We start from the raw sequence: 20,099 nt of genomic DNA on the forward strand, positions 1-20,099 counted from the left end.
TCAAGGCGCCTTCCCCATTCGAAGCACATTCGCATATCCGGGGCCTCGGGCTACGCAACCACCATTTCCGCTTCATCTTTCCTCTCGACGGACACCTTCGCTGTCGTCAACGATAAGCTGCTCCTGCCGTCACATCTCCTTCTGCTCAAATCGGTTCCATAGAACCACCGGACGTTTCATGCGTTCAAAGGTTCTCACTTACCTCGCGTGTCGCGACTATGCGCCACAAACTCATCGCTCCCCGGCATGAACAACCGCCTCGCGATCGGTAGCAATGCCCTCACTCCTCCGCCTTTTTGCCTCCCCATCCCGCCTTAACATTCGCTGCAAAATACTGTATAAATATACAGTGAAAAATCGTCACCTCATGCTTGCCTGATGCCGGGCGGGGCGGAGCATTCTCTATCGAAAGAGCGTGTCTATGGCAGTAGCAATCCAGCTGGCGACGACCGCGCTGTCGTCGCAATTACGGCGTCAGGTGTGGCAGGGCAACGAGCTTGCCGAGCCAGACTCGCGAGTGATTTCCAGTGGCTATGCCGAGTTGGATCAGTCGCTACCGGGACAAGGCTGGTCGGCCGGCAGTCTGACGGAGCTTTTGATCGAACACGAAGGCGTGGGCGAAGTACGCCTGCTGGCCCATGCCCTCCGTCAACTGACGACACAAGCCGAACGGCACGTCATGCTAGTGGCGCCACCTTATCAGCCGTGTGCTTCGGCGTTGCAGGCGTGGGGAGTGGATGCCGGGAGAGTCTTATGGGTGCGTTCGTGTGAAGACCAGGCGTTGTGGGCCGCCACTCAGGCGTTGAAGCAGAGTGGTATCGGCGCCGTGCTGGTATGGCTGCGCAATGCACGCGCCGACAAGGTTCGGCGTCTGCAGGTGGCGGCTCAGGAGTCGGCGTCGCTGGCGTTTTTGATCCGACCGGTCGAGGCGGCTACGCAATCTTCGCCGGCACCCTTGCGGATGATCTGCACGCCGCTTTTGCCGGCCAATGCGCAGACGATCAACCGTCGCCAATGGCTGCAGGAGATCGGTATGTCGATCGACATCTTCAAGCGTCGCGGCCCACCGCTTGCCGAGCCTTTGCGTCTCATCCTGCCGTTGCAAAGCGTCTCGCTGCCGGAAAACGGCACCGGTAGCCATCAAGGACGAGAGATCGAACATGTTGTGGATCGCAGTCACCTTGCCACTGTTGTCGCTGGAAGCGGTGAAGCCTCTCGCGTGGCTTCCAGCTGGTTCTCCCGCGCAGCCGAATCAGCCTGAGCCGCGCGATCAGGCCGACTCGCAGGCAAATCCTGAAGAGGCCGTCAGGAAGCACTGCTATGCGTTGGCCGATCACGCGCACATCCTGATGCCGGATTTCGATGCATTGCGCGCAGGTGTCCACGCCGGCCAATCGCGCTCGTATGCGTTGGCGCTGGCTCCCGAGCTCAAAATGCTCGGCGCCGATGCCGCTCGTGAAACTGAGGCGTTCGAAGCGATGGCGCTTGCGTTGCTGACGTACACGCCAAGAGTATCGCTGGCCGACGCACATACCTTGTTGCTTGAAGTCGGCTCGGGTTTGAGGCTGTTCGGCGGTTTGCGCAAGCTGCTCTCGCGAGTGTCGGCGACGGTGGCGGAATTCGGTTATACGGCGCGCATGGCCTGTGCGCCGACCGCGTGGGGAGCATGGTTACTGGCGCAGGCGCGCGTCGCCGGGCACGGACGTCGCTGGCATCTGGTGAAGGAAACCTCGCTGATGCGTATTCTCGATCGGTTGCCGGTGTCGTTGCTGCCGGTTGCGCAGGCGCATCGCGATGCCTTCATGCATGTCGGCTGCAATATGCTGGCCGATCTGCGACAGTTGCCACGGGCGGGTGTCGTACGGCGTTTCGGCAGTGGCATCCTCGATCTGCTGGCACAGGCGTACGGTGCGCGGCCCGACCCGCGCGAATCGTTTCGCGCGCCGGCGTCGTTTCACGCGCAACTGGAGTTGCCGTCGCGGGTCGACAACGCCGACGCGCTGTTGTTTGCCGCGCGTCGGCTGATCGTGCAACTGGCCGGCTGGCTGAGCGCGCATCATGCGGCACTCAGCGGCTATACGCTGCTGCTCGAACATGAACTGGCATTACGTCATGCACCGAAAACGTCGAGCCTGAAGGTTGCGTGGGCGATACCGTCGCGCGATGCCGAGCATCTGATCTGGCTGTTACGCGAGAAGCTGAATCAGACCGTGCTGGCTGCGCCCGTGATCGAGTTGAAACTGGTCGCGGATCAGATCGGCGAGTTCGCCGGGCAGTCGGATACTTTGTTCCCGATGCCGGAATCGGATGGCGATTCGATCGCGCGTCTGCTCGAACGTCTGAGCGCACGGCTGGGGCCGGAGAACGTGCTGCAAATGTCGGTGCACGACGACCATCGGCCGGAACGGGCGATGCGCGTCGACGCGTATCAGGCGCAAGCGCTCTCGCGCAAGAAGCGATCATCGACGACGAAAGCGCGGGGCAGAACCAGAACCAAAGCCGATAGAACCTGGCTGACGGACGAACTGCAGCATGCCGCGTCAGAAGGCGCGCAAGCAGACGACGGCGATGCGCGAACCCAATCGCCTGAGATGGCGCGATGGCTGGACGAAATGACGGTCGCCGGCCGCGCCCACGCAAAGACTACTCAGCCGGGCAATGCCCAGGCCTCGCTCGATTTGCCCGACAGCACCTTGCCGTTGCAGCCTCGTCCGCTCTGGATGCTCGACAAGCCGTTGCGTCTGTTGATGCGCGACCAGCGGCCGATCTACCGTCGGCCGTTGAAAATGCTCACACGTACCGAGCGGATCGAAGCCGGCTGGTGGGACGGCGAGCTCGTCGAGCGGGATTACTACGTCGCCGCCGACGATCGCGGTCATATGTTCTGGGTGTACCGCGAACGTCTGAACGGCGAGTGGTATTTGCAGGGTCTGTTCGGTTGAATCGCATGGCAAATTCACCGGCTCCATTCTCAGCCGACCCGACGGCTGCCGCGCATCTGCCGCCATATGCGGAATTGCATTGCCTGAGCAATTTTTCATTTTTGCGAGGCGCTTCGCATCCGCATGAACTGGTCGAGCAGGCAATGTCGCGCGGCTATAGCGCGCTTGCGATAACCGACGAGTGCTCGCTGGCGGGCGTCGTGCGAGCGTATACGGCGTTGCGCGAAATCCAGCAAAAGTATCAGGACCAGCCGCCGCCCAATCCCATTCCCCAACTGATCATCGGCAGCGAACTCAACCTGACCGATGACGAAGGCCTGCCGTTCTGCACGCTCGTTGCGCTAGCAACCAACCGCAACGGCTACGGCAATGTGTCCGAGCTGATCACGTTGGCCCGCTCGCGCGCGGACAAAGGCAGCTACCGCGTCGCGCCGGCCGATTTCACCGATGTGCTGCCGCATCTCGAGCACCTCCGGACGTTGCCCGATTGCATCCTGATCCTCGTGCCGCAACGCACGGCAACGCTCGCGCACACGCTGCGCTGCGCGCATTGGCTTGCATCGTTCGCGCCACGCCGCTCATGGATCGCACTGGAACTCTGGCAAACCGGCAGCGACGATCTTCAGATCGACGCGTTGCGAATGATTTCCAACGCAAGCGGTTTGCCGCTGGTCGCGGCAGGCGGCGTATTGATGCACGTGCGATCGCGCAAGCCCTTGCAGGACACGCTGACCGCGATCGGCCTCGTCACGCCGCTTTCGGCATGCGGCCATGCGCTCGAAGCCAATGCCGAACGGCATATGCGCACGCGCGTGAGGCTCGGCAAACTGTACCCGCGCGATACGCTCGAAGAAACATTGCGCATTGCCGCGTTATGCCGCTTCTCGCTCGACGAACTCAAATACGAGTATCCCGAGGAACTGGTGCCGGCCGGTGAATCGCCGTCGAGCTATCTGCGCAAGCTGGTGATGGCCGGCGCGATGGAACGCTGGCCGGACGGCATGGATCTGAAGCGGATTGGTCAGATCGAAAAAGAGTTGATGCTGATCGCCGAACTGAAATACGAAAAGTATTTTCTGACGGTGCACGATATCGTGAGCTTCGCGCGTTCAAGAAACATACTGTGTCAGGGGCGAGGATCGGCGGCGAATTCGATCGTTTGCTACTGCCTGCATGTGACGGAAATCGATCCGGTGAATATGAACATGCTGATCGAACGGTTCATCTCGCGCGCGCGTAACGAGCCGCCCGATATCGACGTCGACTTCGAGCATCAGCGTCGCGAAGAGGTGATTCAGTACATCTACTCGAAGTATGGGCGTCATCGGGCGGCGCTCACTGCGTCGCTGATCGAGCGCATCAGCAAATCGCAGCAGTGGTGGGACGGCACGGAGGCGGTTGCAAAATATCTCGCCGAAGCGGGCTTCGACGCCACTTCGCACATCACGAAAAACCTGATCCGGCTGACGAAAGAACTGCGCCATTTTCCGCGTCATCTGTCGCAGCACGTCGGCGGCTTTGTGATCGCCAAAGACAAACTCTCACGGCTCGTGCCGATCGAAAACGCGACGATGAAAGACCGCAGCGTGATCGAGTGGGACAAAGACGATATCGACGCGCTCAAGCTGCTGAAAGTCGACGTGCTGGCGCTCGGCATGTTGTCCGCGATCCGGCGCGCGCTGGAGTTCGTCGCGTTGCGGCGCGGCTTTCCGAAGTTCAGGGTGCAGGATATTCCGCGCGAAGACCGCGCCGTCTACGAGATGTGCGGCCATGCCGATACGATCGGCGTGTTCCAGATCGAATCGCGCGCGCAGCAGAGCATGTTGCCGCGTCTGAAGCCGAACAAATACTACGACCTCGTGATCGAAGTCGCGATCGTGCGGCCGGGGCCGATTCAGGGCGGCATGGTGCATCCGTATCTGCGCCGCAAGCAGAATCTCGAAGCGATTGATTACGCGAAAGACGAATTGCGTCCGGTGCTCGAACGCACGCTCGGCGTGCCGATCTTCCAGGAACAGGTGATGCACCTCGCGATGGTTGCGGCGGAATACACCGGTGAGCAGGCGGACCAGCTACGTCGCGCAATGGCCGCGTGGCGGCGCAGCGGCAATCTCGCGAAGTATCAGAAAGATTTGAGCGACCGCATGTCCGCGCGCGGCTATGAGCAGGAGTTCATCGAGCGCATCTGCAAGCAGATCGAGGGTTTCGGCGAATACGGTTTTCCCGAGAGCCATGCGGCGAGCTTCGCGTTGCTCGTCTATCTCAGCGCGTGGCTGAAGCGCTACGAGCCGGCCGCGTTTCTTGCGGGTCTGCTGAACAGTCAGCCGCTGGGATTCTATTCGCCATCGCAACTCGTGCAGGATGCGAAGCGGCATGGCGTCAAGGTGTTGCCGCCCGACGTGACGTTGAGCGACTGGGAGTCGACGTTCGAAAGAAAGGGACGCGAGGGGCAACGCATGTCGGCGAGCGACACGAGTCTGCATCGTCAGCAGACCCTATTGTCCGCGCAGCAGTTGCGCGATTTGTCGCTGCGGCGCCTGAGCGTGAGCCGCACCGTGAGACGTGCAGCGAAACGGTTGACCGCACGTGTCTTTCAGGCGCCCGGCACGTACGGTGCGCGAGGTCCTGCGGTGCGCATCGGCATGCATCTGATCAAGGGACTCTCGCAGGCGGCCGCGGAGCGCATCATGGCAGCCCGCGATGACGCGCGCTTCACTGATGTCGACGACCTCGCGCGCCGCGCGGCATTGAGCCGCCGCGATCTCGAAGCGCTGGCTGCGGCGAATGCGCTGGTCAGCATCGCGGGTCATCGGCGCGAGGCGTGGTGGGCGGTGACCGCGCAGCATATCGTGCCCAAATTGCTGCGCGACGCGCCGATTGCCGAAGCGCCGCTCGCGTTGCCGCACGCCACCGAGAGCCGCGAAATCGTCGACGACTACGCGAGCCTCGGCCTTACTCTTAACCGTCATCCGCTCGCGCTGCTACGGGCTCGTCTCGCCAGACAGCGGTTTCGCACGGCGGCCGAACTGGCTGCATGCGGACACGGCACGCTGGTGCGCGCGTGCGGCATCGTTACCGTGCGGCAGCGGCCGGGCACGGCGAACGGCACCGTGTTCGTTTCGATCGAAGACGAGACGGGCTCGATCAATGTGATCGTCTGGCCGAAGCTGGTGGAAGCGCAACGCAAGGTGCTGCTGGGCGCGTCGTTGCTGGCGGTGTACGGCGTTTTGCAACGCGACGATGGCGTGGCGACTGGCGGTGACAACGCGGATGCGGGTGGGGGCGTCAATAAGACCGGTGGCCGAAGTGATAAAGGTGGTCAAGGTGGTCAAGCTGGTCAAGCTGGCAAAAGCCAACAGAAAAATCAGGGTGAAGTGATTCACCTCGTCGCGCATCGGCTCGAAGATCACAGCGAATGGCTGGGCGAACTCGCCACGTCAAGTCGCGATTTTCATTGACGCCTTGCTTGCGCTTCGCTGCGTGCAAGCCGTCAGGCGGGTGCCTCGCCTCGCCACGGAAACGCAGTCAGCACCTCGCGGATCGCGGTGTCAAACGGCGTGCGGCGACCGATGCCGAGCGCTTCGAGCCGGCTTGAAGCGAGATGACAGTTGTGCGGACGCGGCGTCGTGTCGGTCGGCGTGGACTGTGGCGTTAGTTGGGCGTCGAGTCGTAATGCCTCGGCAAGACGCACGGCGATCTCGTACTTGCTCATCGGTTCATCGCCCGACCATTGCACGATGCCGCGAATCGCTTCGCCGCGCGCATGTCGTTCGAGCAACTGCCGGATCACGAATGCGACGTCCGGCGTGAAGGTCGGATAACGGATCGCCCATGCATCCATCGGCGCAGGCTTACCGTCCGGCACGGCGGACGCGGCGATCGCCGGCACGAGACTCGTTACCGCGGATTCGGACCAACTGACGATCGGTCCATACAGAAGCGGCAAACGCAACACGCAGCCGAGCTCGGTGGTGTCGAGCAGCGCGCGTTCGCCTTCGAGTTTGCTGCGCCCGTAGGCGTTGAGCGGCGACGGCTCGGAGTCATGCTGGTAGGGCGGGTGGCCGCCGTCGAATACATAGTCGGTGGAGATCGACAGTGTCCAGGTGCCGCGCCGCTTTGCTGCCGTGGCCAGGGTGCGCACTGCGTCGACATTCAACGCGCGGGCAAGTGCCGGATCGTGCTCGCACACATCCGGCCGACGCTCCGCCGCGGCAATCACGAGCGCATCCGGCGCTTCGCGTTCGACAAACCGCTCGACAGCCTGCGCGTCGCGAATATCCAGCGCGACCGTGTCCGGCCCCGGTCGGGTGAACGCCGTGGCGACGACTTGCCAGTCCGTCTGCTGCGCCAACTCGTCGACGAGCACCCGACCGACCAGCCCCGAACCACCGATGACGGCAACCTTGAACATGATGGAATCCCGTTTAGCGCGGCGCGCCGGGGACTGCGCGGGTGGCTACGCCTGTGACCGTGTAACCGGCTTCGTCGATCGCGGCTTTCAGCGTCTCGGCGGGCTGGGTGGAGTCGACCGCCACGCGGCCGGATGCCAGTTCGACCTGGACTTGTGCGGCGCTGTCGTGTTCGTGGATCGCCTTCGTGACAGCTGCCACGCAATGCTGGCAACTCATGCCTTCTACCTGGAATTCGATCGTCATCGGGATTGGCCTCGAAAATTGAACGGTACAGTGGTTGAATTATGCCCGTGGATGCGCACCTGAGCGGTATACCTTCCCACGATGGTAAGGCGTACGATCGGCATACCTATTGGAGAGACGTGATGAATATCGGTGAAGCGGCCCGCGCGTCGGGCGTGACGGCGAAGATGATCCGCTATTACGAGAGTGTCGGCCTGCTCGCGGCGAAAGCGCGCACGAGTGCCGGATACCGTGTTTACGGGCCGCAGGAAGTGCATTCGCTTCGTTTTATCCGGCAGGCGCGTCGTCTCGGCTTTCTGGTCGAAGACATCCGCCGGTTACTGGCACTGTGGCACGACCGCTCGCGCGCGAGCGCCGAAGTCAAGGCGATCGCGCTGGAGCACGTGGCGGATCTCGAGCGCCGCATTGCCGAGCTGACGGACATGCGCGACACGTTGGCGCACCTGGCCGACCATTGCCATGGCGACGACCGACCGGACTGTCCGATCATCGAGCGGCTCGCGGATACCGATCTGGTGTGCGGGCAAGGTTGCCATCCTATTTAATGGTGTCAGGTGCAACCTGCTGCTAAGCAATTCGGTTAACGTAATAAGCACCAAAAGAGTGCAAAATAATTGGGGGATTGATCGAGCGTTCTTGTAAATTGATTTTTGTGCAAATTAAATCAATAACTTACGTGCACCATCAGCGTGCACCATTCCAAAACGGAATGCACGTCATGCGTGCATTTCACTAGCGCGGTTGCACCGCAGGTCTATAATCCGGGTTAACCCTTTTTTAGGGAAATCCCTGATACGCAACGCACCGGGGATTCACATCTGATCCTTGGAGAACATCATGTTTGCATACGTACTTGAAAAGCTGAGCACCTGGTTTGAAACCGCAGAACGTAGCCGTCGCGAAGCGTATCTGGCATCGTCGTCGGACATCGTCCAGCTCGAACAACGCATTCGTTCGCTCGAAGCCAACGGTTACTCGCTGTAAGCATCACCCGCATCACGTTTGACCCGGCAGCGCAGGCGCGCAGCCACCGCAGTAAGTGTTGAGCCCCGTATAGACGGGGCTTTGTCACATCTGGAGCTCAAAAATTTGCCTCCGCACGGAATTCAGCGCCAATCCAGCGGCTGCCATGGCCGATATCGACTAGCCTCAAACGTGCGCTCGCGGTAAGGTAAGGCGTTTTCGCGCAATCCGGCATTCTCAAACTTAACCGGCCCGCCCATGCGTCCTGTCCGCTCGTTCCAATTCGCGCTGGCTGCGGCCATCGCAGCGTCGTTCGTCGCAACGCTCGCCGTACCGGCGTTCGCTGCGTCCAGCAACACTCGCAAGCCGCTGATCCTCGATACGCAGAGCGGTATCAACGACGGGCAGAGCGGCACGGTGTTGCAAACCGCGCCGCTGTCGCGGCAGCCGATCGTCGGCGCGCAGCCCATTGCGACGCCTGCCGAACTGACGCCGAATTCGTCGATTCCGTTCGTGGTCGCGCCTTATGTTCCCGTGCCAGTCGGCGGAAATGCACCGACGCCGCAACCTCGGCCGCAACCGCGTCCAGTGCCCCGTTCCCAATAAACGTCTTCCGGCGCGATCTCCAGTAGTAGTTCTGTTTTCGATTCGATCGGCTTCGATCGGCATGCGTTGTCGCAGCACACGTCGCGTCATTCGGGTTTCGGCGCATGGCGAGCGCGAAACGGTCCGACGACAATCGTGGCGCGCTCTCTCGCCAATGCCGACGCCTTCGTCATGCGCGCGGCATTGAATCGAACGAAAACAGAACAAGGAGACATTGAAATGGCTATTCACTGGATGCGCCGAGTCGCGGGCACCTGCGTCGCGCTGTCCCTGCTTGTTGCGCAAACTCACGTCGCACTCGCAAAGGACACGCCGGAAAAGCCCACGCTGACGATGGCGGTAGGCGGCTTGCCGGGTCTTTACTATCTGCCGGTGCTCGCCGCGCATCAGTTGGGCTATTTCAAGGACGAAGGCCTGGACGTCACGCTCGAAGATTTCGCCGGTGGCTCGAAAGCGCTGGAAGCCGTGGTAGGCGGCAGCGCGGACGTAGGAGCGGGCGCGTTCGAGCACACGCTGTTCATGCAGGCGAAGGGCCAGCGCTATCGCGCGTTCGTGCTGATGGGGCGCGCGCCGCAGATCGTCGTGGCAGTGTTGAAGTCGAAGGCCGATCAGCTCAAAACGATGGCGGACTTCAAGGGAGCCAAGGTCGGCGTGAGCGCGCCGGGTTCGTCGACCGATCTGGTGCTCACCGTGGCGCTCCGCAAGGCCGGCGTGCAGCGCAACGAGATTTCGGCGATCGGCGTGGGCAGCGGCGCGACGGTGCTGGCCGCCGTGAGCGGCGGTCAACTCGACGCGCTTTCCAACGTCGATCCGATGATGACCAAACTCGCGCGCAGCGGCGCGATCAAGGTGCTGGTGGATACACGCACGGTGAAGGGCACTCAGGACGTGTTCGGCGGGACCATGCCGGCGGCGACGCTCTACGCATCGGAGACCTTCATCCAGAAGTACCCGAAAACGACCCAGGCGCTTGCCAACGCGATCGTACGCGCGGATCGCTGGCTTCAGAGTGCGAGCGATGCGGATCTGCTGAAGATGGTGCCGCCGGCCTATCTGCTCAACGACCCGGCGCTGTATGTGGAAGCGTTCCACAACGTGCGCGACGCTTACTCGCCTGATGGTTTGATGCCCGCGGACGGCCCGGCGACATCGCTGCGTGCGCTGGCCTCGTTTGACAATCGTCTCGACCCGGCCAAAATCGACCTGAACGCGACCTATACGAACGACTTCGCTCGCAAGGCCGCGGCTCAGATCAAGTGAGTGGCGAAGTCTCTAACCGGGCAGGCTGCCGCGCATGAGGCATGCGTGAACCACCGTGCTTCTCCGCCTGCACGCTGCGCGTAGCCGTCACGAAACTCAATCGCCGCGATACTCGACCTTGAACTGCGCGGCCTTGTCTTCGCCCAGTGTTTTGACGAGCCACGGCATCTGATCCTTGAGCGTTTTCGCCAGCGTGTAGGGCGGGTTCAGGATGAACATCCCGCTGCCGAATAGCCCGAAGCCGTCGGTCGGCGGATTGCTGACGGTCAGGCTCACGTGCAGCCAGTTGCGGTCTTGCAGCTTCTTCAACTGATCGGGAAAGCGCTGCGACTCGAGACGCCTCACCTGCGGATACCAGACCGCATACGTGCCGGTCGGGAAGCGCTTCAGGCTCTCCTCGACACAGCGCAGCGTGCGCGTGTAATCGCGCTTGTCTTCATACGACGGGTCGAGCAGGATCAGCGCGCGGCGCGGCGCCGGTGGCAGCAGCGCGAGAATGCCGTCGAAGCCGTCACCGGCATAGAGCATCGCGCGCCGGCCCGCATCGCGGAAGTTGTGGCGCAGCACGTCGATTTCGGTGGTGTGCAGTTCGAACAGACGCAGACGGTCCTGTTCACGCAGTTGCCGCCACGCGATATACGGAGAGCCCGGATAGAAGCGCAACTGGCCGTCCGGATTCAACGCGCCGACTTCTTCGACGTAGTCAGAAAAGATCGGAGGAAGATCGTTGCGCTCCCACAGTTTCGCGATGCCGGTCTGGAACTCGCCGGTTTTGGTCGCGTAGCCTTCCTTCAGCGAATAGACGCCGGCGCCCGCGTGCGTGTCGATATACCAATAGGCTTTGTCCTTCTGGCCGAGGTAGCGCAGGAGCTGCAACACGACGGCGTGTTTCAGAACGTCGGCGTGATTGCCTGCATGAAAGGCGTGGCGGTAGCTGAGCATGATGAGGAAACGCTGAAAGAGGGCGTGCCGCTCCAGGGTGGATCCGGCAACGCGAATGCAATGCGGCGGCACAACAGGCAAGCGCGCAGGCAACTGCGCAGGTAACCGTGCAAGAAACCGCGCGGGTTCCTGCGCGGAATACGGCGCCCGTGTGCAGCGCGGTCGCGTATTGTACGCGACGCCGCGTTGCACCCTGCAGCGCATTGCCGGAAGCACGGCCCGCACGCCGTACTCCCGAGCACGAGCACGAGCGAGTTGCCGCTCAGTTGTACGCGTCGCCGATGATCGCTTCGATCCGCTCCTTGATCTCCGGCGTGATGCGTTCGGCCACCTCCGCCGATTTCATGTTTTCGGCGATCTGTTCGATCCGCGACGCGCCCGTTATCACCGTGCTGACATTCGGGTTCTTCAGAATCCAGCCGATCGCCAACTGGCCGATCGTGCAATCCAGTTCGTCCGCTACTTCGCCCAGTTTGCCGACCACGTTATTCTTGCCGGCATCCGTGACCTGCTTGCGCAGCCATTCGTAACCCTGCAATTGCGCGCGGCTGTCCGCGGGCACGCCGTCGCGATACTTGCCGGTGAGAAGCCCCGACGCAAGCGGGCTCCACGTGGTGAGGCCGAGGCCGATGTCCTCGTAAAGCCGCTTGTATTCCTGCTCGACGCGCTTGCGATGAAACAGGTTGTACTGCGGCTGCTCCATCACGGGCTTATGCAGATGATGGCGTTCCGCAATGTCGTGAGCCGCGCGGATTTCGTCCGCGCTCCACTCGGAGGTGCCCCAGTACAACGCCTTGCCGCGCGTGATCATGTCGCTCATCGCCCAGACGGTTTCCTCGACCGGCGTGTTCGGATCAGGACGATGGCAGAACACCAGATCGACATAATCGAGTTGCAGGCGCTTGAGCGACCCGTCGATTGCGTTCAACAGGTATTTGCGATTCAGCGTGTGGTACTGGTTCGGCGCTTCGTCGAGGCCCCAGAAGAATTTGGTGGATACCACGTAGCTCACGCGCGGCCAGGCGAGTTCCTTGAGCGCCTGGCCCATGATCTCTTCGGACTGGCCAGCGGCATAGACTTCGGCGTTGTCGAAGAAATTGACCCCGGCATCGCGCGCGGCCGCAAGCGATTCACGCGCCGCGCGATGATCCACCTGATTGCCGTAGGTGACCCACGAGCCGATGGACAATTCGCTGACCTGCAGGCCCGAACGGCCCAGACGTCGATAATTCATGCGTTCCTCCTTGAATGGGGTGTTGCCCGAATTCCACTGAAACCGCTGAAACGCCCAGTTTAAAGAGATTAGGCCCGATGTGCGTTTTACGGTTGCGGTTCACACGCTTCATGCACAATAGCAGCGTTGGCCGCAGTGCAACATTCGGCCAGACGGCCTATGCCATCTGGCTAACTTCACACCGACTGCGGCCCGTGGTCTCATTGCTCATCAACTGCATGGAGGTTCTGGATGTCTTCACTGAACACGAATCTGAATGGCAAGGTCGCGGTGGTCACCGGTGCTGCAAGCGGCATCGGCAAGCAGATTGCGCTGACGCTGTCCGCCGCGGGCGCGACGATCGCGATCGCCGATCTGAATCAGGACGGCGCGAACGCCGTCGCTGAAGAGATCAAACAGGGCGGCGGCAAGGCGATTGGCGTGGCGATGGACGTTACGAATGAAGACGCCGTCAACCAGGGCATCGACAAGGTCGCGGCAGAATTCGGCTCGATCGACATCCTCATTTCCAACGCCGGCATCCAGATCGTCAACCCGATCGAAAACTACGCGTTTTCGGATTGGAAGAAGATGCAGGCAATCCACGTGGACGGCGCTTTCCTCACCACCAAGGCCGCGCTCAAGCACATGTACAAGGACGATCGCGGCGGCATCGTGATCTACATGGGTTCGGTGCATTCGCATGAAGCGTCGCCGCTGAAGTCCGCGTACGTCACGGCCAAGCATGCGTTGCTGGGTCTGTCGCGCGTGCTGGCCAAGGAAGGCGCGAAGCACAACGTGCGTTCGCACGTGGTATGTCCGGGCTTCGTGCGCACGCCGCTCGTCGACAAGCAGATTCCCGAGCAGGCCAAAGAGCTCGGCATTCCCGAAGAAGAAGTGGTCAAGCGCGTGATGCTCGGCGGCACGGTGGACGGCATCTTCACCACCGTTGAAGACGTCGCGCAGACCGTGCTGTTCCTGTCCACGTTCCCGACTGCGGCGCTGACCGGCCAGTCCTTTATTGTGAGCCACGGCTGGTATATGCAATAAGGGGGCGCGCATGGCGCAACGCAATCTCAAGCGGGCGCGCGTGGGTGCGCCCGGCGACGGGGAAGGCGCGGGTCCCGGGCCCGCCGCGCATTCCGACCGGCACCTTCGCGTGCCCAACTACGAAACCGTCGCGCTGATGCTGCAAGGCGGCGGTGCATTGGGCGCCTATCAGGCGGGCGTCTTTCAGGGGCTTCATGAAGCCGGCATCGCGCCGAACTGGCTCGCCGGCATTTCGATCGGCGCGTTGAATACGGCGATCATCGCCGGCAATCCGCCGGAGAAGCGCGTCGAGCGGCTGCTGCAATTCTGGGAGACGATCTGCCAGCCGGCGTTCGGGCCGCCGCTGCCGGCATTCATCGAGCATGCGCTGTTCAATTCCAGCGACGCGATACGCAAGGCTTTTACCGCGACGCAGGCGATGGGCGCGATCGTCGAAGGGCAGAAGGGCTTTTTCGTGCCGCGCTTTCCGCCGCCGTTGCCCACGGTGTCCGGGCCGCCGCAAATGGCCAGTTATTACGACACCACGCCGCTCAAGGCCACGCTCGAAGCATTGTGCGATTTCGACCGGATCAACTCGCGCGAAATGCGGGTGTCGGTGGGCGCGGTCAACTGTGGCACCGGGAATTTTGCGTACTTCGACAATACGCACATCACGTTGAGGCCCGAGCATTTCATGGCGTCGGGCGCGTTGCCGCCGGGTTTTGCAGCGGTCGAAATCGACGGTCAGTATTACTGGGACGGCGGCCTGATGTCGAATACGCCGCTCTACGAAGTGATTCAGTCCACGCCGCGTCGCGATACGCTCGCGTTTCAGGTCGATCTGTGGAGCGCGATCGGGCCGGTGCCGGACAACATCACCGATGTTCAGGGGCGCATGAAAGACATCCAGTACTCGAGCCGCACGCGTCTCGTCACCGACATGCTGCAGCGCTCGCAACGTTTCCGAAACGTGCTGCGCGAGGTGCTCGATCGTGTGCCGGCCGAGCAGCGTAACGATCCATGGTGCAAGCTGGCTGAGGATCTATCGTGCTCGAAACGCTACAACGTGATCCACCTGATCTATCGTGAAAAGGAATACGAAGGGCACTACAAGGACTTTCAGTTCGGCCTCTCGACAATGCGTGAGCACTGGCAAAGCGGCCTCGACGATATTCGTCATTCGCTGTCCCAACCCGGCTGGCTGGAAATGCCCGACAACGACGCAGGCTTCGTCACGCACGATATCCATCGGGATTCGCGCTGAGTAGTGTGTCGTGGCGCAGCGGTCGGGCAGGGCGCGAGCCTTCGTTTCGGCTGCCTGGAGACACGCCTTCGGAGCACGTCGCGGCAACCGAAAAAGCGAGCCAATAAAAAACGGCGCCCTTCATCAAAGGGCGCCGTTTTTACACGAAACTTGAACAACGCTTCACTTCAAACAAATAACGGACAGACAACGCACGCGCAACGAACGCATGCGCGCATGAACGCGTTACTTCAACACGTGAGCGATCGCGTTAGCCACCACGTCGAGGTTGCGCGTATTCAGCGCAGCCACGCAGATACGGCCAGTACCTACCGCATAGATCCCGAACTCTTCACGCAGACGGTCCACTTGCGGTGCCGTCAGGCCGGAGTACGAGAACATGCCGCGTTGCGCGTTCACGAAACTGAAATCTCGATCCACGCCGCTCGCCTTCAGGCGCTCGACGAGACCATTGCGCATCGCACGAATACGGTCGCGCATTTCGGCGAGTTCCGTTTCCCACGTTGCGCGCAGTTCCGGCGAAGCCAGCACTGCTGCAACCACCGAGCCGCCGTGTGTCGGCGGGTTCGAGTAGTTCGTGCGGATCACGCGCTTCAGTTGCGACAGCACGCGAGCCGATTCTTCCTTGCTCGCCGTGATGATCGACAGCGCGCCGATACGTTCGCCATACAGCGAGAACGACTTCGAGAACGACGACGATACGAACACGTTCAGTTCCGATGCCGCGAACAGGCGCACGGCCGCCGCGTCGGATTCGATGTTGTCGCCGAAACCCTGATAGGCGATGTCGAGGAACGGCACCAGATTGCGCGCCTTGACCACTTCGACAATCTGCTTCCATTGATCGACGCTCAGGTCGACGCCGGTCGGGTTGTGGCAGCACGCATGCAGCACGACGACCGTGCCGGCGGCGTAGCTGTTCAGCGCGCTCAGCAGCCCGTCGAAATTCACGCCGTGCGTTTTTGCGTCGTAGTACGGATACGACACGACTTCGAAGCCGGCGCCTTCGAACAGCGCACGGTGGTTTTCCCAGCTCGGATCGCTGATCGCGACCTTGGCCGACGGGTTCAGACGCTTCAGGAAGTCGGCGCCGATCTTCAGCGCGCCCGTGCCGCCCAGTGCCTGCGCCGTCACCACGCGGCCGGCTGCGATCAGGGGCGAGTCGTTACCGAGCAGCAGTTTCTGCACAGCGGCGTCGTAGGCGGCGATGCCTTCGATCGGCAGATAGCCGCGCGGCAGCGCAGCTTCGACACGCGCCTTTTCCGCGTCGCGCACGGCGCGCAACAGCGGGATCTTGCCTTCTTCATTGAAGTAGACACCCACGCCAAGGTTGACCTTGGTGGCGCGCGCATCGGCGTTGAAAGCTTCGTTCAGGCCCAGAATCGGGTCGCGGGGAGCAAGTTCGACGGCGGAGAACAGAGACATGATGGGTCGGCAGTAGTGAAAAGAAGGGCGGCATCGCACGCGGGTGGCCCGGCCCAGAGGGGTCTGGCGAAAAAACAACCAGATGGCGGGTGGCCGCGAATGAGCGCAGCTTGCCATTGTAGCGAATCCGGGCGCGTTTTTAGGTCTGGGAATTCGGCTATCCCAAATTATTTGCTTGAAAAACAGGCACTCCGGCGCCACGCGGCCGTATAGGTTCGCCCGGTGTCTGCCTGGAGCGGCGTTCTGCGACACATGCAGAAAGGCGGCAAAAAGTCAGTAAAAGGACCGCCAGACACCTCCAGCCGGCCGCCCCGCATCCTACGCGGACCCGCTCATTCGGCGTTGGCCGCAACCCGTTAGAATGGTTCTTTGCCCAGGCCTCGTTGCCGCCCTACGCCCCCACATGTCCGAACAACATCTGACCGAAGTCGAAGAAACGCTGGACGAATCCAGATTCGTCACGTTCGAAGGCTCGCCGTTCCAGCTCTATCAGCCGTATGCGCCCGCCGGCGACCAGCCGACGGCGATCGACACGCTCGTCGAAGGCGTCGAGGACGGCCTGTCGTTCCAGACGCTGCTCGGCGTGACGGGCTCCGGCAAGACCTTCACGATGGCCAACACGATCGCGCGGCTCGGCCGCCCAGCCATTGTGTTCGCGCCGAACAAGACGCTCGCCGCGCAGCTCTACTCGGAGTTCCGCGAGTTCTTCCCGCGCAATGCAGTCGAGTACTTCGTGTCGTACTACGACTACTACCAGCCGGAAGCGTACGTGCCGCAGCGCGACCTGTTCATCGAGAAAGATTCGTCGATCAACGAACACATCGAGCAGATGCGTCTGTCGGCGACCAAAAGCCTGATGGAGCGGCGCGACGTGATTATCGTGGGCACGGTGTCGGCCATTTACGGTATCGGCAACCCGTCCGAATATCACAAGATGATTCTGACATTGCGCACCGGCGACAAGCTCGGTCAGCGCGACATCATCGCGCGGCTGATTGCGATGCAGTACAACCGCAACGAGGCCGATTTCCAGCGCGGCTCGTTTCGCGTGCGCGGCGACACGATCGACATCTTCCCGGCGGAGCACGCCGAGATGGCGGTGCGCGTCGAACTGTTCGACGACGAAGTCGAAACCCTGCAACTGTTCGATCCGCTCACCGGCCGCGTGCGGCAGAAGATCGCACGTTTTACCGTGTACCCGTCGTCGCACTATGTGACGCCGCGCGATACGGTGGTGCGTGCGGTCGAAACGATCAAGGCCGAGTTGCGCGACCGGCTCGAATTCTTCTATAGCGACGGAAAACTCGTCGAAGCGCAGCGGCTCGAGCAGCGCACCCGCTTCGATCTGGAAATGCTGCAGGAACTGGGCTTCTGCAAGGGCATCGAGAATTACTCGCGGCACTTTTCGGGCGCGGCGCCCGGCGAGCCGCCGCCCACGCTGGTCGACTACCTGCCGCCCGACGCGCTGATGCTGCTCGACGAGTCGCACGTGCTGATCGGTCAGTTGAACGGCATGTACAACGGCGACCGCGCGCGCAAGGAGAACCTCGTCGACTACGGTTTCCGTCTGCCGTCGGCGCTGGATAACCGGCCGCTCAAGTTCAACGAGTTCGAGCGCAAGATGCGGCAGGTGATTTTCGTCTCGGCCACGCCGGCCGATTACGAAAAGAAGACGGCCGGCCAGGTGGCCGAGCAACTGGTGCGTCCTACCGGCCTCGTCGATCCGGAGATCGAGGTGCGGCCGGCGCGCAGCCAGGTCGACGACGTGCTCGGCGAGATCAACGAGCGGGTCAAGGTCGGCGACCGTGTGCTGGTCACCGTGCTGACCAAACGGATGGCCGAACAGCTCACCGAGTTCCTCGCGGATCACGGCGTGAAGGTTCGCTATCTGCATAGCGACATCGACACGGTCGAGCGGGTCGAAATCATCCGCGATCTGCGGCTCGGCACGTTCGACGTGCTGGTCGGCATCAACCTGCTGCGCGAGGGTCTCGACATTCCGGAGGTGTCGCTGGTCGCGATTCTCGACGCGGACAAGGAAGGTTTCCTGCGCGCCGAGCGCTCGCTGATCCAGACCATCGGCCGGGCGGCGCGTAACGTGAACGGCAAGGCGATTCTGTACGCGGACAAGGTTACCGACTCGATGCGCCGCGCAATCGACGAAACCGAGCGGCGCCGCGCGAAGCAGGTCGCCTTCAACCTCGAGAACGGCATTACGCCGCGCGGCGTGGTCAAGCGGATCCGCGACATCATCGACGGCGTCTATAACGTCGACGACGCCCGCGCCGAGTTGAAGGAACAGCAGACCCGCGCGAAATTCGAAGACATGTCCGAGAAGCAACTCTCGAAAGAACTCAAGCGTCTCGAGAAGCAGATGATGGAGCACGCGAAGAATCTCGAGTTCGAAAAGGCCGCGCAGACTCGCGATCAGCTCGCGTTGCTGCGTCAGCGGGTGTTCGGCGCCAATGTGGGCGACCACGTGGAGGGGGCGCAATAAGCGCTCGCTCAGCCCAGGCCGGGTGTCGCAACCGGCTTTCTTAACATTTCTCTAAGACCCTGCTGCCGTAAGGCTTGCCGCGCGTTCGCATTTGTTCTCGCTGTGGATCGATGATAAACTCGACCAATATTGAGAATGGTTCGCATTAACGTTCGTAATGGAGCTTACGTTACCGCTTTTGCCGTTCCAATCGGTTCAAATTCCAGTCAGAGAAAAACAAGGAGCTTCGATGCGTGTTTCTTCATTTGTGCGCGGCGGCGCAGCGGCGATCGCAGCAGTAGCGGCGCTTTCGGCAACGGCAGCGGAATACCCGATCGGCAAGCAGCAGATTCAGGGCGGCATGGAAATCAATGCGGTCTATCTGCAGCCGATCACGATGGAACCGGAAGGCATGATGCGCAAGGCCTCGGATTCGGACATTCACCTCGAAGCCGACATCCACGCGGTCAAGAACAATCCGACCGGCTTTGCCGAAGGCGACTGGATGCCCTATCTGCAAGTGCGCTATGAGCTGACCAAAGCCGGTTCGACTCAGACCCAGAAGGGCGATCTGATGCCGATGGTCGCGAACGACGGTCCGCACTATGGTGACAACGTCAAGCTGCAAGGCCCGGGCAAGTACCATCTGAAGATGATCGTCGAAGCGCCGATGCAAAGCGGCCACATGGCTTTCGGCCGTCACGTCGACAAGGAAACCGGCGTGGGCTCGTGGTTCAAGCCGATCACGCTCGAGTACGACTTCGCGTTCGCGGGCATCGGCAAGAAGGGCGGGTATTAATCCGCGCGAATTCCCGGGAATTCCCGCGCGAATCTCGCGTCCTCGCGGCTCGTCGGGTTTCACCGCGTCTGAACGCGCGGCGCAGCCCTTGGGCGAATGGATGAATGCAGCAGGCGGCGCCAGGCATGAAGCCTGGCGCCGCGTTTTCCGGACAGGCTAATGAGAATCAACCGAAAGATCGCGATCCTCGCCATGACCACATTGCTGGTGGGCGCCGCGCATGCAGCGGATCTGCCCACCTTCAAGCTGGAAATGAACGACGGCAAGCTGAACCCGGCCCGCATCGAAGTGCCGGCAGGGCAGCGCATCAAGATCGAGGTGCGCAACGTCGGCAAGGGCGCGGCCGAATTCGAAAGCGTGCAGTTGCGCAAGGAAAAGGTCTTGGCGCCGGGCGCGGAATCGTTCGTCGTGATCGCGCCGCTCGAACCGGGCGAGTACAAGTTCTTCGACGATTTTCACCAGCAGGCGCAGGGCTTGATCGTCGCCAAGTAGATCGTCGCCGAATGTAGGTGCGCGTGTCGAGCG

General features: G+C 61.7%; 17 protein-coding genes. 12 read left to right on the forward strand and 5 right to left on the reverse strand.

The window, feature by feature from the left end; all coding sequences use genetic code 11:
• Nucleotides 1-421 precede the first annotated feature (421 nt).
• Genes imuA through PQQ51_RS29595 form a run of 3 tightly spaced genes read left to right on the forward strand, consistent with a single transcriptional unit; the run spans nt 422 to nt 6,400 of the window.
• The gene (gene imuA, locus PQQ51_RS29585; RefSeq protein WP_408500746.1) at nt 422-1,261 is read left to right on the forward strand and encodes a translesion DNA synthesis-associated protein ImuA; all 840 of its coding nucleotides are present in this window, start codon (nt 422-424) and stop codon (nt 1,259-1,261) included.
• Nucleotides 1,161-2,942 (forward strand): Y-family DNA polymerase, encoded by a 1,782-nt coding sequence (locus PQQ51_RS29590; RefSeq protein ID WP_408500747.1) that lies wholly within the window; start codon nt 1,161-1,163, stop codon nt 2,940-2,942. Before imuA ends, PQQ51_RS29590 begins: the two co-directional genes overlap by 101 nt.
• A 5-nt stretch (nt 2,943-2,947) precedes the next feature.
• Entirely contained in the window at nt 2,948-6,400 is a 3,453-nt protein-coding gene (locus PQQ51_RS29595) for an error-prone DNA polymerase (protein ID WP_408500748.1), read from the forward strand.
• A 32-nt stretch (nt 6,401-6,432) separates the two neighbouring features.
• Here PQQ51_RS29595 and PQQ51_RS29600 read toward each other — a convergent pair whose 3' ends face one another.
• Both PQQ51_RS29600 and PQQ51_RS29605 read right to left on the reverse strand, forming a co-directional pair.
• Nucleotides 6,433-7,353: a dTDP-4-dehydrorhamnose reductase family protein gene (locus tag PQQ51_RS29600; RefSeq protein ID WP_408500749.1), complete on the reverse strand. Its 921-nt coding sequence runs from the start codon at nt 7,351-7,353 to the stop codon at nt 6,433-6,435.
• 13 nt (nt 7,354-7,366) lie between these two features.
• Nucleotides 7,367-7,597 carry a heavy-metal-associated domain-containing protein gene (locus tag PQQ51_RS29605; protein ID WP_408500750.1) on the reverse strand — a complete coding sequence of 77 codons (231 nt, stop codon included), beginning with the start codon at nt 7,595-7,597 and terminating at the stop codon, nt 7,367-7,369.
• A gap of 122 nt (nt 7,598-7,719) precedes the next feature.
• Between PQQ51_RS29605 and cueR the strand changes: the two genes are divergently transcribed.
• The 4 genes from cueR to PQQ51_RS29625 all read left to right on the forward strand — a co-directional run bounded on the left by cueR (nt 7,720) and on the right by PQQ51_RS29625 (nt 10,426).
• Nucleotides 7,720-8,142 carry a Cu(I)-responsive transcriptional regulator gene (cueR, locus tag PQQ51_RS29610; protein ID WP_408500751.1) on the forward strand — a complete coding sequence of 141 codons (423 nt, stop codon included), beginning with the start codon at nt 7,720-7,722 and terminating at the stop codon, nt 8,140-8,142.
• A gap of 292 nt (nt 8,143-8,434) precedes the next feature.
• Entirely contained in the window at nt 8,435-8,581 is a 147-nt protein-coding gene (locus PQQ51_RS29615) for a DUF3563 family protein (protein ID WP_408500752.1), read from the forward strand.
• 237 nt (nt 8,582-8,818) lie between these two features.
• A complete protein-coding gene (locus tag PQQ51_RS29620; protein ID WP_408500753.1) occupies nt 8,819-9,166 on the forward strand; it encodes a hypothetical protein in 348 nt (115 codons plus the stop codon).
• Between the two features lie 219 nt (nt 9,167-9,385).
• Nucleotides 9,386-10,426, forward strand: coding sequence for an ABC transporter substrate-binding protein (locus PQQ51_RS29625; protein WP_408500754.1), 1,041 nt, complete (start codon nt 9,386-9,388; stop codon nt 10,424-10,426).
• Between the two features lie 96 nt (nt 10,427-10,522).
• Here PQQ51_RS29625 and PQQ51_RS29630 read toward each other — a convergent pair whose 3' ends face one another.
• Together PQQ51_RS29630 and PQQ51_RS29635 are read right to left on the reverse strand one after the other, a co-directional pair.
• The gene (locus tag PQQ51_RS29630) at nt 10,523-11,368 is read right to left on the reverse strand and encodes a 23S rRNA (adenine(2030)-N(6))-methyltransferase RlmJ (RefSeq protein ID WP_408500755.1); all 846 of its coding nucleotides are present in this window, start codon (nt 11,366-11,368) and stop codon (nt 10,523-10,525) included.
• Between the two features lie 262 nt (nt 11,369-11,630).
• Entirely contained in the window at nt 11,631-12,602 is a 972-nt protein-coding gene (locus tag PQQ51_RS29635; RefSeq protein WP_408500756.1) for a potassium channel beta subunit family protein, read from the reverse strand.
• A 231-nt stretch (nt 12,603-12,833) separates the two neighbouring features.
• On the opposite strand from PQQ51_RS29635, the gene PQQ51_RS29640 reads away from it, so the two are divergent.
• Both PQQ51_RS29640 and PQQ51_RS29645 read left to right on the forward strand, forming a co-directional pair.
• Nucleotides 12,834-13,631: a 3-hydroxybutyrate dehydrogenase gene (locus PQQ51_RS29640; RefSeq protein WP_408500757.1), complete on the forward strand. Its 798-nt coding sequence runs from the start codon at nt 12,834-12,836 to the stop codon at nt 13,629-13,631.
• Between the two features lie 10 nt (nt 13,632-13,641).
• Nucleotides 13,642-14,874 (forward strand): DUF3734 domain-containing protein, encoded by a 1,233-nt coding sequence (locus PQQ51_RS29645; protein ID WP_408500758.1) that lies wholly within the window; start codon nt 13,642-13,644, stop codon nt 14,872-14,874.
• 225 nt (nt 14,875-15,099) lie between these two features.
• On the opposite strand, the gene PQQ51_RS29650 is transcribed toward PQQ51_RS29645, so the two are convergent.
• Complete coding sequence (locus PQQ51_RS29650; RefSeq protein ID WP_408500759.1) at nt 15,100-16,299, reverse strand: amino acid aminotransferase; 1,200 nt, start codon at nt 16,297-16,299, stop codon at nt 15,100-15,102.
• Nucleotides 16,300-16,702: 403 nt separating this feature from the next.
• Between PQQ51_RS29650 and uvrB the strand changes: the two genes are divergently transcribed.
• The 3 genes from uvrB to PQQ51_RS29665 all read left to right on the forward strand — a co-directional run bounded on the left by uvrB (nt 16,703) and on the right by PQQ51_RS29665 (nt 20,066).
• Nucleotides 16,703-18,796 carry an excinuclease ABC subunit UvrB gene (gene uvrB, locus PQQ51_RS29655; RefSeq protein ID WP_408500760.1) on the forward strand — a complete coding sequence of 698 codons (2,094 nt, stop codon included), beginning with the start codon at nt 16,703-16,705 and terminating at the stop codon, nt 18,794-18,796.
• 229 nt (nt 18,797-19,025) lie between these two features.
• Nucleotides 19,026-19,574, forward strand: a complete 549-nt coding sequence (locus PQQ51_RS29660; RefSeq protein WP_408500761.1) for an iron transporter — start codon at nt 19,026-19,028, stop codon at nt 19,572-19,574.
• 159 nt (nt 19,575-19,733) lie between these two features.
• Nucleotides 19,734-20,066, forward strand: a complete 333-nt coding sequence (locus tag PQQ51_RS29665) for a cupredoxin domain-containing protein (RefSeq protein ID WP_408500762.1) — start codon at nt 19,734-19,736, stop codon at nt 20,064-20,066.
• Nucleotides 20,067-20,099 lie beyond the last annotated feature (33 nt).

The sequence above is a fragment of the Paraburkholderia xenovorans genome (assembly GCF_046030735.1).
In the GTDB taxonomy this organism is placed as follows: Bacteria; Pseudomonadota; Gammaproteobacteria; order Burkholderiales; family Burkholderiaceae; genus Paraburkholderia; species Paraburkholderia xenovorans_A.